The sequence below is a fragment of the Sphingobium quisquiliarum P25 genome (assembly GCF_000445065.1).
GTDB lineage: Bacteria > Pseudomonadota > Alphaproteobacteria > Sphingomonadales > Sphingomonadaceae > Sphingobium > Sphingobium quisquiliarum.
Genome location: NZ_ATHO01000109.1, coordinates 80,753 through 98,462, shown reverse-complemented (window position 1 = coordinate 98,462; position 17,710 = coordinate 80,753). Strand labels below are relative to the sequence as shown.

13 protein-coding genes and 1 pseudogene are annotated in these 17,710 nt (G+C 63.2%); 9 read left to right on the top strand and 5 right to left on the bottom strand.

Features of this window, described 5'->3' with window-relative positions; translation table 11 throughout:
• A partial coding sequence (locus tag L288_RS34520) for a MutS N-terminal domain-containing protein (RefSeq protein ID WP_031304516.1) occupies positions 1 to 1,067 on the bottom strand: 1,067 nt, incomplete at its 3' end.
• Positions 1,068 to 1,194: 127 nt separating this feature from the next.
• On the opposite strand from L288_RS34520, the gene L288_RS34515 reads away from it, so the two are divergent.
• From L288_RS34515 to L288_RS34505, 3 genes are all read left to right on the top strand, one after another.
• Complete coding sequence (locus L288_RS34515; RefSeq protein ID WP_021238789.1) at positions 1,195 to 3,456, top strand: NADP-dependent malic enzyme; 2,262 nt, start codon at positions 1,195 to 1,197, stop codon at positions 3,454 to 3,456.
• A 30-nt stretch (positions 3,457 to 3,486) separates the two neighbouring features.
• On the top strand, positions 3,487 to 3,984 hold the full coding sequence (locus tag L288_RS34510) for a flavin reductase family protein (protein ID WP_021238788.1): 498 nt from the start codon (positions 3,487 to 3,489) through the stop codon (positions 3,982 to 3,984).
• A gap of 61 nt (positions 3,985 to 4,045) precedes the next feature.
• Positions 4,046 to 5,044: a polysaccharide deacetylase family protein gene (locus L288_RS34505; protein WP_021238787.1), complete on the top strand. Its 999-nt coding sequence runs from the start codon at positions 4,046 to 4,048 to the stop codon at positions 5,042 to 5,044.
• A 74-nt stretch (positions 5,045 to 5,118) separates the two neighbouring features.
• On the opposite strand, the gene L288_RS42005 is transcribed toward L288_RS34505, so the two are convergent.
• Positions 5,119 to 5,766 carry a TetR/AcrR family transcriptional regulator gene (locus tag L288_RS42005; protein ID WP_021238786.1) on the bottom strand — a complete coding sequence of 216 codons (648 nt, stop codon included), beginning with the start codon at positions 5,764 to 5,766 and terminating at the stop codon, positions 5,119 to 5,121.
• A 174-nt stretch (positions 5,767 to 5,940) separates the two neighbouring features.
• Here L288_RS42005 and L288_RS34500 point away from each other — a divergent pair, with 174 nt between their 5' ends.
• The 4 genes from L288_RS34500 (at position 5,941) to L288_RS34485 (ending at position 10,569) form a co-directional block, all read left to right on the top strand.
• Positions 5,941 to 8,496, top strand: a complete 2,556-nt coding sequence (locus L288_RS34500) for a TonB-dependent receptor (RefSeq protein ID WP_021238785.1) — start codon at positions 5,941 to 5,943, stop codon at positions 8,494 to 8,496.
• Positions 8,497 to 8,596: 100 nt separating this feature from the next.
• Positions 8,597 to 9,364 (top strand): SDR family oxidoreductase, encoded by a 768-nt coding sequence (locus L288_RS34495; protein WP_021238784.1) that lies wholly within the window; start codon positions 8,597 to 8,599, stop codon positions 9,362 to 9,364.
• Positions 9,365 to 9,466: 102 nt separating this feature from the next.
• Entirely contained in the window at positions 9,467 to 9,922 is a 456-nt protein-coding gene (locus tag L288_RS34490; RefSeq protein ID WP_021238783.1) for a VOC family protein, read from the top strand.
• Between the two features lie 71 nt (positions 9,923 to 9,993).
• A complete protein-coding gene (locus L288_RS34485) occupies positions 9,994 to 10,569 on the top strand; it encodes a DUF2147 domain-containing protein (RefSeq protein WP_236613033.1) in 576 nt (191 codons plus the stop codon).
• An 82-nt stretch (positions 10,570 to 10,651) separates the two neighbouring features.
• Here the strand turns inward: L288_RS34485 and L288_RS34480 are convergent, their stop codons facing one another.
• Together L288_RS34480 and L288_RS0121745 are read right to left on the bottom strand one after the other, a co-directional pair.
• Entirely contained in the window at positions 10,652 to 12,025 is a 1,374-nt protein-coding gene (locus tag L288_RS34480; RefSeq protein ID WP_084465830.1) for an MFS transporter, read from the bottom strand.
• Positions 12,026 to 12,070: 45 nt separating this feature from the next.
• Entirely contained in the window at positions 12,071 to 13,273 is a 1,203-nt protein-coding gene (locus L288_RS0121745) for a TetR family transcriptional regulator (protein ID WP_084465827.1), read from the bottom strand.
• A gap of 116 nt (positions 13,274 to 13,389) precedes the next feature.
• Between L288_RS0121745 and L288_RS34475 the strand changes: the two genes are divergently transcribed.
• Complete coding sequence (locus L288_RS34475) at positions 13,390 to 15,690, top strand: TonB-dependent receptor (protein ID WP_021238779.1); 2,301 nt, start codon at positions 13,390 to 13,392, stop codon at positions 15,688 to 15,690.
• A 14-nt stretch (positions 15,691 to 15,704) separates the two neighbouring features.
• Positions 15,705 to 16,568, top strand: a complete 864-nt coding sequence (locus L288_RS34470) for a tyrosine-protein phosphatase (protein ID WP_021238778.1) — start codon at positions 15,705 to 15,707, stop codon at positions 16,566 to 16,568.
• A 265-nt stretch (positions 16,569 to 16,833) separates the two neighbouring features.
• On the opposite strand, the pseudogene L288_RS34465 reads toward L288_RS34470, so the two are convergent.
• Positions 16,834 to 17,474, bottom strand: a pseudogene (locus tag L288_RS34465) (IS6 family transposase).
• Positions 17,475 to 17,710 lie beyond the last annotated feature (236 nt).

Genomic DNA, 17,710 nt, shown 5'->3' with positions numbered 1-17,710 from the left:
CCGATGTCCGGCAAGGCGCGCAACGCCGCGCGCAATTGATCGCGCAGGATGGGATCGTCGTGGAAAAGCTGGACCAGCCCCAGCCGCGCCTCGATCGCGGCCTGATCCATCAGCGGCGCGGATATGTCCTGCGCCAGCAGCCGCGCGCCCGCGCCCGTCACGGTGCGGTCGATCGCGCCTAGCAGGCTGCCCGCGCGCGCGCCGCTCATGGTCGCGGTGATCTCCAGACTTTCGCGCGTCGCTGCGTCGATCGCCACATGCGCGCCGCTCGCCTTGCGGACCGGCGGCGCCAGGAAGGGCAGGGTGCCCTTGCCCGCATGGTCGAGATAGCCGATCAGCCCGCCCATGGCCGACAATTCGGCCCGGCTGAACTGGCCGAAACCGTCCAGCGTCGCAACGCCGAACAGCTTTTTCAGCGCGGCTTCGGCCCGGCTGCTGGAAAAGGCGGCGCGATCGAACGGATGCGCCTCCGCCAGGCCGATCTCCAGCCCTTCGGGCACCACGATCTCGCTTGGCCGCAATCGCGCCAGTTCGGCGGGTAGGTCAGCCGCCACAAGCGTCAGCGTTTCGAACCGTCCGGTGGAAATGTCGGCAGCGGCGATGCCTACCTCACCGGATGCGTCGCCGCCGGTCCGGCACAGCGCCACCAGCATGTTGTCGCGCCGGGAATCGAGCAGCGTCTCTTCCGTCAGCGTACCCGCCGTCACGTAGCGGACGATGGCGCGGCCGACGAGCGCCTTCGACCCGCGCGCCTTGGCCTGCGCTGGCGTTTCGGTCTGTTCGGCTATGGCGACGCGGTGGCCCGCCTTGATCAGCCGGGCGAGGTAGCTTTCCGCGCTGTGCACCGGCACGCCGCACATGGGGATGGGCGCCCCGCCATGCTCCCCACGGCTGGTCAGCGCGATGTCAAGCGTCGCCGCCGCCGCCTTCGCATCGTCGAAGAACAGTTCGAAAAAATCCCCCATGCGGTAAAAGAGCAGGCAATCCTGCGCCTCCGCCTTGAGCGAAAGATATTGCGCCATCATCGGCGTGGGCTGCGAGGGGGCAAGATCCTTCGGCGCGGGCATCACTCCCAAGCCGATAGCCTTATGCACCCGATGAGGGAAGGCGCGAAAAAAGCCCTTCTCGCGCTTGCCCACAAGCACGCCATGACGCTAGGGCCGGGGAGATCAGAGAAACCGGATGGATGGGACTATGGCCGACAAGTCGAATGTGGAATTTTCAGAGCGCGAGGCGCTGTTCTTCCATTCGACCGGCCGGCCGGGCAAGATCGAGATTATCGCGTCCAAGCCCATGGCGACGCAGCGCGACCTGTCGCTGGCCTATTCCCCCGGCGTCGCCGTGCCGGTGCGCGCCATCGCCGAAGATCCGGCGACCGCCTATGACTATACGGCCAAGGGGAATCTGGTCGCGGTGATCTCCAACGGCACCGCCATTCTGGGCCTGGGCAATCTGGGCGCGCTGGCGTCCAAGCCGGTGATGGAGGGCAAGGCGGTGCTGTTCAAGCGCTTCGCCGACGTTGATTCCATCGACATCGAGCTCAAGACCGAGGATGTCGACAAGTTCATCGACGCGGTCGAACTGATGGAGCCGAGCTTCGGCGGCATCAACCTTGAGGATATCAAGGCGCCCGAATGCTTCATCATCGAACAGACGCTCAAGGAGCGGATGAACATCCCCGTCTTCCACGACGACCAGCATGGCACCGCCATCATCGCGGCGGCAGGCGTCATCAATGCCGCGATGCTGACCGGCCGCGACTTCAAGGACATGAAGGTGGTGGTGAACGGGGCGGGCGCCGCCTCCATTTCCTGCACCGAGCTGATCAAGGCGATCGGCGTGCCCCACGACAATGTCATCATGTGCGACAGCAAGGGCGTCATCTACCAGGGCCGCACCGAAGGCATGAACCAGTGGAAGTCGGCGCATGCGGTGAAGACCGGCGCGCGCACGCTGGGCGAAGCGATCAAGGGCGCGGACGTGTTCCTGGGCCTGTCCGTCGCGGGCGCGGTCAGCCAGGACATGGTGAAGGACATGGCGGACAGGCCGATCATCTTCGCCATGGCCAATCCCGACCCGGAAATCGCGCCGCCCGACGTGCTGGAGGTCCGCCCGGACGCCATCGTCGCCACTGGCCGGTCGGACTATCCCAACCAGGTCAACAATGTGCTTGGCTTCCCCTTCATCTTCCGCGGCGCGCTCGACGTGCGGGCGACCGGGATCAACGAGCCGATGAAAGTCGCCGCCGCCCATGCGATCGCCGAACTGGCGCGCGAGCAGGTGCCGGAGGAAGTGGCGAAGGCCTATGGCCGTTCGCACAGTTTCGGCCCGGACTATATCATCCCCGCGCCCTTCGACCCGCGCCTGATGGAGGTCGTTCCCGCCGCCGTCGCGCAGGCCGCGATGGAAAGCGGCGTCGCGCAAAAGCCGATCGCCGACATGGCCGCCTACCGCCAGTCGCTGAAAGCCCGGCTCAACCCCACCACATCGGTCCTGACCACCGCCTATGAAGTGGCCAAGGCCAACCCCAAGCGCGTGGTCTTCGCCGAAGCGGAGGAGGAAGTGGTGCTACGCGCCGCGATCCAGTTCCGCGACCTTGGCTATGGCACGCCCGTTCTGGTCGGGCGGCATGATGTGGTCGACAAGCTCAGGGCGCTGGGCGTCCGCGACCCGGAAAGCTTCGAACTGCACAACAGCGTCAATTCGCCGCTGGTGCCGGAGATGGTGGACACGCTTTACGCCCGGTTGCAGCGGCGCGGCTATCTGCGCCGCGATTGCGAGCGGATGGTGAACCGGGATCGCAACATCTTCGGCGCGCTGCTGGTCACCATGGGCGTCGCCGATGCGATGATCACCGGCATGACGCGCCCCTTCGCCCAGACGCTGCGCGAGGTGAAGCGGGTGATGGACCCGGCGCCCGGCCGCACGCCCTTCGGCATCCATGTCATCGTGTCCAAGGACAAGACCGTGTTCCTGGCCGACACCACCGTCAATGAACGGCCATCGGCTCACGAACTGGCCGACATCGCGGAGGGCACGGTCGCCGTCGCCCGCCGCATGGGCCATGACCCGCGCGTCGCCTTCCTGTCCTATTCCAATTTCGGCAATCCGCCCGGCGCGCATCTGGAAAATGTGCGCGACGCCATCAAGGTGCTCGACGGGCGCGATGTCGATTTCGAATATGAGGGCGAAATGACGGCCGACGCGGCGCTCAATCCCGCCGTCATGAAAAATTATCCGTTCAGCCGCCTGTCGGGCCCGGCGAACATTCTGGTCATGCCGGGGCTGCAATCGGCCAATATCTCCGCCAAGCTGTTGCGTGAGGTGGGCGGCACGACCATGATCGGCCCGATGCTGGTCGGCATGGACAAGTCCGTGCAGATCGCGACCATGGCGTCGAACGCATCGGAACTGTTGACGCTGGCGGTGCTGGCATCGGCGGGCGTGGCGCTTTAGGTCCGGGAAGACGGGAACAGGCAGGGTAGAATGACGGCAATATCGGCTATCGACAGCGGCACCTTCCGGCGTGTGCTGGGCCATTATCCGACCGGCGTGTGCATCGTGACGGCGCTTGAACCGGGCGGCGCGCCTGTCGGCATGGTGGTGGGTTCCTTCACCTCGGTTTCGCTGGACCCGCCGCTCGTCGCCTTCTTCCCGGCCAAGACATCGACCAGCTGGCCGCAGATCGAACAAGCGGGCCGATTTTGCGTCAATGTGCTGGGCAGCGACCAGCGGCCGCTCTGCCAGCAGTTTTCCGCCAAGGATGGCGACAAGTTCGCCGGAGTGACGCATCGCGCATCGGCGAACGGATCGCCGATCCTGGATGGCGTGGTGGCGTGGATCGATTGCACGCTGGAGGCGGTGCATGAGGCGGGGGATCATTATATCGTCGTCGGCCGCGTCATGGCGCTGGAGGTGGAAAGGCCGGGCAGGCCGCTGCTGTTCTTTCAGGGCGGTTATGGCGAATTCGTCCCCTTCGCCTGATCCGCGCCCGCTTCGTTCAACGGTTACAGCTCCTTAAGACCCGGAAGCTAAGCCATGGGGCATGCTGTCTTCGCCTGCCTCGACCGCCTTGCTGATCACCGTCGACACGGAACTGTCGGCGTTGCTGCACCAGCGCGGCCTAAGCCTGGACGACAATGTCCGCAGCTCCATCTGGGGAGAGGCCAAGGGCGGGGCATACGGCATCGGCTGGCAGATGGGTCAGTTGGAGCAGCATGGATTGAAGGGCGTCTTCTTCCTCGATCCCATGCCTGCCCTTGTTCACGGCCCTGAATTTCTGAAACCTGTCGTCGCCGCGATCGCCGGGCGCGGCCATGAGGTGCAGTTGCACATTCATAGCGAATGGCTGGCATTTGCGGCGCGGTCGCCTGTGGGCGGCCGGACCGGGCGCAACATCGGCGACTTCGCGCTGGATGATCAACTGATCCTTTTGGACATGGGGCGAAAGTGGCTTGAGGCTGCGGGCGCGCCCAGGATCAGCGCCTTTCGCGCGGGCAATTTCGGGGCGAATGACGACACGCTCCGCGCGCTGGCGCAATTGGGCTTCGCCTGGGACAGCAGCGTGAACCCGGCCTATCACCGCCATGGCTGCCGCATCACCGGCGCGCGCGACCTCACTGGACTGACGCGCTGCCAGGGACTGCCGCAGGCTCCGGTAAGCGGCATCAACGATCGCCCCGGCAACTTCCGCCCGGCACAGGTCTGCGCCATGTCGGCCAGCGAGATGCAGCAAGCCGTCAGGCATGCGGCAGGGGAAGGGCATAGCGCCTTCATCGCCGTCACTCACAGCTTTGAAATGCTCTCCCGCGACCGGCAGCGCCCCAACCATGCGGTGATGCGGCGCTTCACCGCGCTCTGCAAGGAAGCGGCGAACCTTCCAGCCATCTGCAGCGCCGGTTTCCACGACCTGTCCACTGAACTGGCATCCGCCGAATCCACCGCGCAGTCGCGCCTCGCCCCCAGCCACGCCCGCACCGCCTCCCGCCGCGTGCAACAGGTGCTGGCCACCTGGCGCTATGAAAGGCGGCTGTTGCCCGCTTGATCTTTTTTCAGCTCTTGAGCGGAGCGAGCGGCAGCAGACCTACAGGGCGAATCTCGCGGACAGATGTGTCTGGACTATGAGGCCGCTCCTTCCGCGGAACCAGCGGCGAAGGCTGCGACCATCATGTCGAGGAGCATGTTCAGGAATGTTTCGCGTGGCAGAAGGGTCTTCCCGGACTTGCGCTCGCTATCCAGCCTGACCATGGACGATACGAACATTCCGTTCAGCACATATAGGCGCGCAAAGGCTTCGTCCTCTCCAAGTCCGGGAACCAGCGCCTTCAGCCGGTTCCACGTCAGGACATGCCCATGGATATCCCAGCCGAAGCCGGACGATTCCGGCTTGAATTCGGGATGATGCATATATTGCAGCAGAAACGCCGCATAGCTGTGATCGCCATGGCTGTCCGTCACTTCCCAAACGGGCAGGAACAGGATCTCGATCAATGCCCTCATGTCGTCGAGACGACCCTGCGTCCCGGCGGCCGCGTACATTTGGTCGATCCTGGGTTCCATCATCTTGGACCGGCGCTGTATGATCGCCTTGGCCAGCCCTTCCTTGCTGCCGAAATGATATTGAATGGCGGTCTTGTTCTTCTGACCGGCGTCTTCGCCAATCTGCCTTAAAGATACGCTGTCGATGCCATGCTGCCCGAACAGGCGTTCAGCGGTGTCGAGGATGCGCTCGCGATTACTGGCGGCCACATTGGGTGAATTGGACACATTTACTCCCTCGACCAGGCATCAATGCAGCCGAGTAACGGCATTTACGCCATTCGCCAACCAGCTTGCCATGGCGGTTCGCGAACAGGCGCTCTGGCGATTGACAGAGATGAGGCAGATGCCTTATTAAGGCGATCACCTTAATTATAAGATATGTTTAGGGGAGAGAGAGTGATGAAATCGCAAAAGGGCAAGCTGCGCATTTGTCTGGGCGTCAGCGTTATCGGGTTGCTGTCGACGGCCGCCCATGGGCAGGAACTGGCACAAACCGATCCATCTCCAGCCATTGCCGACATCGTCGTGACGGCGAACCGGCGTGAGCAGGCGCAGCAGAAGGTGCCGACCGCGATCACGGCCTATGACGCCAACAGGCTGCGCGAACAGAGCGTTGCAACGGCGGCCGATCTGGTCGGCAAGGTGCCGTCAGTGCAGGTAAGCAGCAACGCGTCGCAACGCAGTACCGAAATCATCGTTATTCGCGGGCAAGGGCAGACCTATCTCTCGCCCATCGGCGTGGTCCAATATTTTGGCGAGGTGCCGCTGATCCAGGGCGGGATCGTCGCCGTGCAGGGCGGGCCGGGCACCTTTTTCGACCTTGAATCGCTTCAGGTTCTGAGAGGTCCGCAAGGTACGCTGTTCGGCCGCAATACCACCGGAGGCGCGGTCCTGCTGGGACCGAAAAAGCCCGGCAAGGAGTTTGGCGGCTATGTCCAGGCGCAGTTTGGAAATTACAATGATCGCGAATTTGAAGGCGCGATAGATTTGCCGGTCGTGTCCGATCGCCTGCTCGTCCGCATTGCGGGCAAGAAGGTGGATCGTGACGGCTTCACCAAGGATGTGGGACCTGCGGCCTATGGTCTTTCCGACATATGCATCTCCAACCCGGCCGGTTGCTTCGGGCCGCGTTCGCCGGGTTTTGCGGGGAAGGATTATGACGACAGGCATTATTGGCACGCGCGTATCGGCGTGACTTTCCGGCCGGTGGACGGGGTGGAAAATTATCTGGTCGGCTATTACGCCAAGTCGCACGACAATGGCACCGGCTTCGTATTCGACAATATTTCCACGGTGACGCCGCTAAACGTCACCAATATCGCGGCTAATCTCGCCTATCAGCGGCCGCTGGGAAACATTTTCGACCCCGCCATCGCGGCGCAGGTGCTGGCGGCGCAGAAGAGGCTGGGCGTCCGCAAGACGGCCATGAACACGGATCAATTCACGCGTCTCAAAAGCTGGGGGCTGATAGATACGTTGAGCGTCGATCTGACCGACAGCCTCACCTTCCGTAACATCGTCAGCTACCAACGCCTGACACAGGATTATAATTGGGACCTGGACGGTTCGCTATTGCCCATTCTTTCGCAGCAGGCGCCCACCGTTCCGGCTGGCAGCCCATGGGCGCCGGCCGGATCGAAGGCGCATATCACGAACCTCAGCCAGATCACGGAAGAAGCCCAGATTCAGGGCAAGTTCCTGGACGGCAAGTTGAACACGGTCGTGGGATTCTATTATTCCTATGTGAAGCCGGAAAGCGTGCAAGGGACGGGGTCGTTCAACTCCGCCGACTATAATCCGGGCTCCTTCTACGACATCCGCACGCGAAGCCTGGCCGGTTACGCCCAGGCATCGCTCGACCTCGGCGCCGTCACGCCGGGTCTGGATCGCCTGACGGTGACGGGCGGCATCCGCGTGACCAATGATCGCATCAAGGGATCACGCTATGCCACCAACTTCCTGCTTCTGCCCGGTGGAGCGGCAACGCTCGACACGACGGAGCCGACCTGGACGATCGGACTGGATTATCAGGCGACGTCGCGGGTGCTGCTCTATGGCAAGGTCACGCGTGGCTATAAGGCGGGCAGCTTCAACTATGCGGCGCCCAGTCAGGAATCCCTCACGTCGAAGCCGGAATTCGTGACCAATTACGAAATCGGCGCGAAAACCGATTTCCAGGTCGGCGGCGTTCCGGTGCGTGTCAACGTCAACGGCTATCATCTCGATTACAAGGGACTCCAGCGCGCCCAGGCATTCAGCGTCGCCAACGGCAATCTGGTCAATGGCGTATGCATCGGTTTCGACGGCCAGCCGAACGGCAGTTCAAGCTGCGTCGATCAGGGCGCGATCGTGGTCAACGCCCAGGCCGCCCGCATCAACGGGATCGAGGTGGAGACGGCTATCAGACCGGCTCGCGGGCTGGAGATCGCCGCCAACTATTCCTACATGGACGCCAAATATAAGCGATACGCCCTGCCGCTTGCGCCCGATCCGCTGGCGCGGGTCGTGCAAGGCTGCGGCGGCCCCGTTGCCGTTCCCTTCCCCGGCCAGCCGACGGCTTCGGTGGACCTGAGCTGCGCCCCGTTCCAGTTGGCGCCCAAACATCTGTTCAACCTTAACGGGCGTTACTCCTCGGCCCTGCCGAACAGCGCCGGTACGCTCGTGCTGGCCGCCAGCTACTCCTATGTCGGGCGCACCTATAACAGCTCAAGCACCCTGCCTTCGGACGATCCCAACGTCTGGGTGAAGGCCTATGGGCTGGTCAACGCCTCGGTCGAACTGAACGGCATTGGCGGTTCAGGCCTGGACGCGCGGCTGTTCGTCACGAACCTGACCGATAAGGTCTACCGCGTGAACGCCTATAGCGGCCTCAACACCGCGACGGGCTTCACCAACTCCACTTATGGAGAACCGCGCATGTACGGCGTGTCGCTGCGCTATCGCTTCGGAGGCTGAACGCTTTCTCCAGCCCCGGAGCAGGGACGAGCCTGCTCCGGGCCGGAGAGAAATCATGGAAGAATGCCGCCGGTGATACCGGCCTGGAACAGGATGGATAATGGAAAGCGAAGCAGGAACGATCCTTATCACAGGAGCCGCCTCAGGCATTGGCCTGGCGACACGCCGCCGTTTCGAAGCCAGAGGATGGAAGGTGATCGGTGCGGATCTGCGCGACGCTGAAATATGCGCCGATCTGGGCACGGTCGCCGGAAGGACGCAGATGGTGGAGCGCGCAACCGCTCTGGCGGTTGACGGCCTTGACGCGGTCATCGCCTGCGCTGGGCTTTCCATCCCAAGTACCGCCACATTGGCCGTGAACTATTTCGGCGCGGTCGCCACCCTTGAAGGGCTGCGCCCGCTCCTGCTCCGGTCGCCACGTCCCCGCGCCGTGCTCGTCGCGTCGAGCGTGTCGATCTACCCCGGCAACGAAGCCGTCATGGAAGCCTGCCTCGCTGGCGACGAACAGCGCGCCCTTGCCCTTGCGGAAGATGGCGACCCCTCCATTTACGTCACGTCCAAACGAGCGGTCGCCCGCTGGATGCGCCGGGCAGCGATTTCAGCCGAATGGGGCGGATCGGGCATCCTCCTCAATGGCGTCGCGCCCGGCGTCGTCGAAACGCCCATGGCCCTTTCCACCATGCAGGATCCTGCGATGCGAGAAGTCATCGCGCAGACCAACCCGCAAGTCCCCGATGGCCTTATCCCTGCGGATGAGATCGCGGAACTCATCGAATTCCTGGCTACTTTCAAAGGGCGCTTCCTGATGGGCCAGATCGTTTTCGACGATGGCGGCACGGATGCGATCAAACGGACAGACCTTTTCTAACCAGCCAGGCTTAGCCGGCAAAGGTTGACGTGAGGATTGCCGCTTAGCTCATGGCTGCCACCTGGTGGTGGTTCGTCAAGAATTTATCATCTGGGGGCGCTGATGGCCGTCAATGGAATAAATCGCATAATGATCGCCGTCCACGATCTGGAAAGCGCCAAGAAGAAATATCATGACCTGCTTGGGGCCACTTTCCTGGACGCGCATTGGACTGGCGAACCGTTCGGCATAGCCGTGTCGATCGCGTGGGACGCCGGGATCGAACTGTGCGCACCACTACCCGGCCGAGAAGACAGCAGCGCGGTCTCCGGCTTCCTTGCGGCTCACGGAGAAGGCGTGATGAATGTCTTTTTCAACGTCTCTGATGGGCAGGCCGCGATGGATCGCGCAATCAAGCACGGCTACAATAGCGTGCACTCTCTTGATTATACGCAAGGCGAGATCGACCAGCATCTGGGGGGCTTGTTCGGGCGATATCAGGAGTTCAACCTCGACACGGCCGAGCGCTGCGGATTTACAGTCAGCCTCGCCCGAATTGAAGCCAAGAAACAAATTTAACGGGAAAACGCATTTCCACGGCCGCAATTTCCGGCGGTTGCGGTAATCCGGCGCATGTTTTTCGCCGTGGCATGGTTGCGATTTCGTTGCACGATTGGAACAATGGCCTGAGATTGCGCAGGGGAGCGAGGGGAAGTTCCTTCGCGAGGAAGATCCTTGAACCGGAGCGCTTCGCTGCGGGTGCGCGGAAAGAGGTCTTCGAACCAGCCATGAGGTCGTTCATGCCGTTTACGCGAACATCCCTTGCCTACATCTGCGCCGCAGTTTCCTGCGTTTTGCTTGTGTCACCCGCCAGCCTCGCCGCGCAGGACCGATCCTTCGGCATCTGGCGAAATCCGTCCGGCAGCGTTCATGTCCGCGCTGAACCGTGCGGCGAGCGCATGTGCGGGGTGGTCGTGTGGGCGAATGACAAGGCAAAGAACGATGCCCGGCGCGGCGGCACCGATCCTCTCGTGGGGTTGCGGCTGTTCCGGGATTTCGTGCAGGAACGGCCCGGCGTCTGGCGGGGCCGGGTCTTCGTGCCCGATATCGGCAAAACCTTCTCAGGAACGGTCAGCATCATCGACGATGACACGCTGATCGGGAGGGGGTGTCTCCTCGGCCGCGTCGGATGCCGGTCGCAGCAATGGACCCGGATCGCGCAATGACATGGAAGGGTTTGCAGCCGATGGCGAACATTCCCGATCATCGAACCTGAGCCGTTCGGAAGTGGCTTGTTCGCCGGATCGCTTATCCGATGAATGCTGGACCGGATCGATCCGGGGAGGCGCGGACCTCAGGCTCGCCGGACCCGTCAGCATCATAGCAGCGCCACAAAATCAGAAGCGCCAGCAGCCCGGCCATCCCTGAGGGGAGCGCATAGGACAGCCGGACGGCTGCGCCATCGTCCATACCGGCCGCCACCCAAGAGGCCGGGAGCAGCCCGATCAGGGAGAGCGATGCGAACGCGCCGATGCCGAATGCGAATTTCAGTGTGATATTGCTGACCGCATAGAAGCTGGCGCCATTTCGCACCCCGGCATCGGCCGAGGCGCGGACCATGCCGGCCACAATGGCGCGCAGGAACAGGAAATCGATCCCCGCGAAAAGCCCGCGCAGGACCACGAAAGCCACCGCTCCGCCGAGACTGGCGGCGGGAATGGCCAAGGCTGCCAGGGCCATTGCGGCATTCCAGCCATAACCCGTCATCAGCAGCCTGCGGCGGCCGATGCGTTCGCTCACGGCGCTCCAGAAGGGAAGGGTGGCAAGCGCAAGGACGGCCTGGACGACGATCAGCGTGCTTCCCCACCCTTTGAGGCCAAGCGCGTCATCGATGAAAAAGAGGAAGACGGCGGAAGCGGCCGCCTCCGCGAAGCCGGAGCAAAGATAGAGCAAAAGGACAGGAAGCATCGCCGGCGTGCGAAGGATGCGTGCGAACAGGCGCAGGGGATTGGCGGCCTGGGCCACATCCGCGCTCTGCAACCGCGGTTCGGCTATATTGGTCAGGACCAGCAGCACCGCGAAGGGAAGGAACAGCATGATGAGGACGCCAAGCGCCGCGACCTGCCCCTCGCGTCCGATGCCGAAGCCCCGCTCCAGCAGGGCGGGCACGATCGGGACCAGGATGGCCCCGGCGATCCCGAACCATGTCTTGGCGGCGATGATGCGCAGCCGCGCGGCAGGGTCCGCGCCGAGTTCAAGCGCCCAGCCGCCATGCGGGGTCACCAGCATCATATAGCCAAGATGGGCGAGCAGCGAAAAGGCCGCCAGCGAGATGATGCTGCTCCCCGGCCAGCCAAAGAATACGCCCGGAATGCCGATCAGGACCGGCACGAGCCCTGCGGCCATCCAGGGACGCCGATGTCCGAAGCGCGTGGGAAAGCGATCGCTGGCCCATGCGATGACGGGGTCGATCACGCTGTCGAACAGCCGCAGCGCCATGATGAGAAAGCCGGTGGCGGCAAGCGAAAGCCCGTATGCCGTGGCGATATAGGCTGGCAGATAGACTCGCCAAGCGATTTCGAACGCCTGCACCCCGACCATGGGCGATGAAAAGGCGGCGAGCCTCCAGAGACTGGTGTGGATGTGCGGCTGGGCGCGCAAATGCTTGGTCCCCCTTCGCATCCCCTTTGCGACGAGGTGTTGACATCCACATGACGGCCGGGCCGGTCAGGTCCGGCCAGAGGCGAGCCGCTGGATCAGCGGCGCGAGATCGCCTGGCGATGCCCGGCCGGTGCTGTTGCATGCCTGTCCCCGGCCGCCCAGAACCGCGGAGAGGATCGCGCCGTCGACCGGCGAAATGGCCTGATCGCGGCCCAGCGCGCGTTCAAGGATGCGCGCCGAACCCCGGCCGCGCAGATAGCGCAACTGCGCTGCGAAGGGTTGGAACGCCGGATTGCGCGCGGTGGCGATGCAAAGCTCGCCCGAACCGAGCATGTCGGCGCGGCTTGGCGCGCCCTGCTCGGCCAGGGCGGCGACCTCTTCCATGGTCATCGCCGCGCTCTCGCCCAGCCGGACGGGAGAGCGCGATTGCATTCGCCGGTATATGCCGTCGAATGCGGCGCGCATAAGGTCGGCGCTCGTGCGGAATTTATAGGAGACCGTACCGAGCGTAACGTTCGCCGCGGCGGCAACGGCACGATGGGTCAGCGCTGTTACGCCGCTTTCCGCGACCACCTGCGCGGCGGCGTTGGCGATGGTTTCGGCAACGCTATCGGACGGCTCCGGCGTCGCGGCGAGCATCTGCGCGTCTCTCTGCCCCGTGTCGAACCAACCGCCCTGCGGCGCAAGCTTTCCGCCAAGCCAGGCCGCCCAGCCATTGCAGAGTTCTTCCAGCGCCGAACGATCAAGCGGACGGCGCCATCGCAGTATATGCAGCCCGCTGGCCCCGTCAAAGAACCAGGCGGTCAGCGTCGCGAATTCCGAAAGGCCCATCCCTGCGCACAACTGATCGAAAAATGCCTGCCACATCTGGTCCCACTGCCTGGCCGCCCAGCAGCGATCAGGATCGCGCAGCGCCATCAGCTGCCCCTCACGCCAAGCGAAGGCCAGACCGCGCTGCATTTCGCACCAATCATCGATGAGGCAGGCCAGCAGCGGTCCCAGCATGTCCGGCGATATGGCGGCCTTGCCGATCGCTTCCTGCTGCGCTTCGCACCATGCGCGGGCAGAAGCGATGGCATCTGCCTGCGCTGCGTCCAACAATTGTCCTAATCCACCGAAGTGATAGTGGATCGCAGACACGGGGAGGCCTGCTGCCGACGCCAGCATACGGGCGGAAATCGCTTCCGCGCCATCCCCCTCCCACGCAGACAGCACCGAACTTACCAGCCTTTCCGGCGCTTTTGCGGCTTCTCTACTGGTGTTCGGCATCTTCCTGCTCCTTCGGCTTCGACCCCATTTTGCCGCAGAAAGCGCAAGATACAAGTGTCACATCTATTACATACAAACGGCCTATTTCCGCCGCGACTCAACGGAAAGGGGCTATCGTGAAACCGAATAAACTGAAGCTGCCGCATGGATGGATGCTGACCGGGACGGCGATGGGCATGCTGCTCTGCCCGATCGCTGCCCATGCTCAGATGCAGGCCGCGCCGGACGCCAGGCTGGTCGCGGATGAAACCGGGGCTGGGGGGCTCGACGAGATCGTGGTCACTGCCGAAAAGCGGGAAACCAACCTGCAAAAGACTCCGATCTCGATCTCCGTTCTGGGCGAACAGGCGCTCGCCAACCGCCATGTCCAGAGCCTTCTCGATTTGCAGGACGGCGCTGTTCCGTCACTGCGGATCGGGCCGAACTTCACGCGCAATTCGGCGCTGTCCGTCGGCATCCGCGGCATCACCGGCGGCGATTCCAATCAGCCCAGCCGCGATGCGGGCATCGGCGTCTATATCGACGGCGTCTATCTGGGCCGCGCGCAGGGGCTGGGCATGGCGCTGATGGATATCGAACGGATCGAGGTGCTCAAGGGCCCGCAGGGCACATTGTTCGGCCGCAACTCCGTCGGCGGCGCTGTCAGCATCGTCTCGAAGAAACCATCGGGTGAATTCGGACTGCGCCAGACGCTGGGCCTTCGCAACTATAACGGCTATTCAAGCGAGACCCATCTGGATCTTCCTTCCTTCGCCAATATCGCGCTCAAGTTCGACGCGGTGTTCCTGAAGCGTGACGGCGTGGTGGAAAACAGGCTCGAAGGCGCCGACGATTTCAACCGGTTCGATCGCCGGGGCGTGCATGGCGCGGCGCTTTGGGAGCCGAGCGCCGATTTCAGCGCGCAGATCGATGCAGACTACAGCTATGACGTGACCACGCCTTATTATGTTCAACTGCTGAACCTCAGCCCCACGGCCTATCCGCTCGCGCCGCTCGTCAAGGTGCAGCCTGATCGGGCGAAGACCGCTGATATCGGCGTGCCGCAGCGGGAAAATGTCGGAGAGACCTACGGCGTCAGCCTCCATCTCAAGTGGAAGGTATCGGACGCGGCTGAACTGCGATCGATCAGCGCCTACCGGCATCTGGAGCAGGACCAGTGGGACAATGGCATCGGCGCGCATGCGGGCACCGTTTTCCAGCCCAACGCCACCTTCGCCCGTTACAGCCTCGCCTCGATGAGGCAGGAACAATATAGCCAGGAATTCCAGCTGGTGGGTGATGCCGGCCGGCTGCAATATGTGGCGGGCCTCTTTTATTATCATGAATCCGGTGACGACGACGCCTGGAGCCCCAACACCATGCGCTGGAACGCGGATGGCACCGTGGCAACGCCGTTGCCGTCGCTGGAGGCCGGAGCCAGGGCGCCATTCCCGGACCGCGCCAGCACGGCGAAAGCGGACAGCTATGCCGTTTATGGGCAGGCGAGCTGGAACCCGCCCGTGCTTGACGACATGCTGCGCCTGACGCTGGGCGGGCGTTTCACGCACGACAAGAAAAGCGGCCGCCTCTACAAGGTCAACGGCGCGGATACGCCCTACAGCTTCACCTTCTCCAAGGATCATTTCGATCCGCAGGTGACTGTGACGTTCGACCCCAGCAGGGATGTGCAGCTCTACGGCAAATGGGGGACCGCCTACCGCGCCGGTGGCGCCAACTCGCGGTCGCTGACTTACCGCGCCTATGGCCCGGAAAAGGTCTCGACCTTCGAAGCCGGTCTCAAGACCAGCTTCTGGGACCGGCGCGGACGGTTCAATATCGCCGCCTATACGACCCGCTATACCGATATCCAGATCGACTTCTATGCGCCCAATACCGGAACCAACCGCACCACCACGGAAACCCTGAACGCGCCCGGACATGGCAGGATCAAGGGTATCGAGGTTGACGCGTCGCTGGCCCCGCTTCCCGGCCTAACCCTGTCGGCAAGCTATGCCTATACCGATGCCAGGCTTCCCCAGTCCGTCAATCCGTTCCTGCCCGCAGGGTCGCCGCGCCAGACCATTTACGTGACCAGCACGCCCAAACATGCCGGCAGCGCCGCGATCGACTACACCCTGCCGCTGGCCGGAGAAACCGAACTGCGCATGCATCTCGACGCCAATGCTGCGTCGCGCTTTCACGCGGTCGCAGGGGAGGATACGCTTTCGGACAAATCCTTCATCGTCAATGGCCGCCTAGCGCTGGCCGGAATCGGCCTCAGCCGGGGCGCGAAGCTGGAACTCGCGCTCTGGTCGCGCAACCTCTTCAACGAACAGCATGTCTTTTACCGCAGCCGGGCGGCCTATTCCGTGGCGGGCGAGTATGGGATTTTCAACGAGCCGCGCACCTTCGGCATCGACGGCACGCTGCGCTTCTGACCGGGAGGATAGAGATGACCATCCGCAAACTCATCATCGCGGGCGCGCTCGCATTCACTGCATCGGGGGCTGCTCTGGCGTGGCAGGCCGCGCCCCAGTCGCCCGCCGTTCAGGAGGCGCACAGCCGCCTCCTGCCGCTCCAGGGCGGCCAGAATTTTCGTGACCTCGGCGGCTATCGCACGCGCGATGGGCGCACCGTTCGCTGGGGCGTCCTGTTCCGTTCGGGCGCGATGAATGGCCTGATGCCAACAGATTTCGCCTATCTCGGCAAGCTCGGCATCAGGACCGTCTGCGATTTCCGCAGCACGCAGGAGCGCAATGCCGCGCCAGTCCGCTGGCCCGGCAATATGACGCCCAAGATCCTCGCCGACGATTACAGGATGGACATGGCCGGGCTCGACTTCAGCAATGCGGCTGGCTGGACGGGCGAGCAGGCCCGTGCGGCCATGGCGTCAAGCTATCCGCGCATCCTGGAACAGTTCAACGGCCAGTATCGCCGCATGTTCGAACAGTTGCTGGCCGGGCACGTGCCGCTGGCGTTCAACTGTTCCGCGGGCAAGGACCGCACCGGCGTCGCCGCTGCGCTGATCCTGACGGCGCTCGATGTCCCCCGCGAAACGGTGGTGGAGGATTATCTCCTCAGCAACCGCTATTTCGATCCCAAGAAGGCGGTCGTGGGTGACGGCGCTGCAATGCAGGCATGGAGCAAGCTGCCTCCGCAAGTGCTGCAAGCGCTGACGGGCGTCGATCGCAGCTATATCGAAGCCGTGTTCCGCGTGATCGACGCCCATCCCGGCGGTGCGAAGGGCTACTTGCGGGACAGGCTGGGACTCGGACGGACCGAACTCGCCCGTCTGCGGCAGCGTTACACGGAATAGGCATGGGCGGGCGCCAATCCGATGGGATACGGCGCCCGCAAACTCTTGCGGGATTCGTCCGGGGAAGCGCGGTCGTCCGAAATCAGGTGAGGGCGCGGCTCTTGTCGCGCCTAAACTCCATCCCTGCAAAAAAGCACGTTGGGCGAGCGCCTTCGTTGTACCGAAATTCGATCAAATCGATACTTCAACGGGAAAAATGGCGGTGCTGTCAGACAAAGGCGAACCGCTCTCCACACGATGCACTTCGCATCGCGAGCGAAAAGATTCAGTTCATGAGAGACTGCCACTCCGCTAAGGCAGCCGAGCGTCTCTCCTTGTAGGTCTGTCGATCAATGAGGTGGCGTTCCAGTGAGAAGTGGTTGTGGACGTTGGCATGAACGGACGCGAATTTCTGAAGCGCTCTGATTTGCCTGAAGCGCAGCATCGCCCGCTCTCGTCGTCGAAAAGGGAGGTGACTGTTCTCGGCCCGGTTGTTCGCCCAGCGACCCACCTCCTGCTTTGCCCGATTGCCGAGCTCGCCCATTGCGGCGCCATAGGAGCGGAGGCCATCAGTGGTGATCGCTTCAGGCGATCCATGACGCTTCAGCACCTTCTTCATAAAGGCCAAGGCGGCTGTTTTGTCGCGGGATTTGGTGACATAACTCTCCAGGATCTCGCCTTCCTGATCGACGGCGCGCCAGAGGTAGACCATCTCGCCATTTACCTTCACGTACATCTCGTCAAGATGCCAGCGCCAGTGTTGGAAGCCTCGCATGCGGCTGATCCGGTGCTGCGGATGTCGGCCGCGAACAGCGGACCGAACCTGTTCCACCAGTAGCGGACAGTCTCGTAGCTGATGTCGATGCCGCGCTCGAAGAGCAGTTCCTCCACATTGCGCAGGCTAAGTGGAAAGCGCACGTACATCATCACCGCCAGCCGGATAATCGTAAGACCGTATGTCCGCTCTGTGGCGAGGGTGGCTCGCCCTACACTGTGGTGGCGAGGGTTGCTCGGAGAGGCCGAGCCGATGCGCGCTGCCCATGGTAACCTTGGCCTGCTGCCCTCGCTGGCAAGCCTGCGGACGTGCTCGTCCGCATGGCTGGTCCACCCTTCCATCACGGCAAGGGTTTGTCCGGCATCTTGAGCCAGAAACGGACGAATGG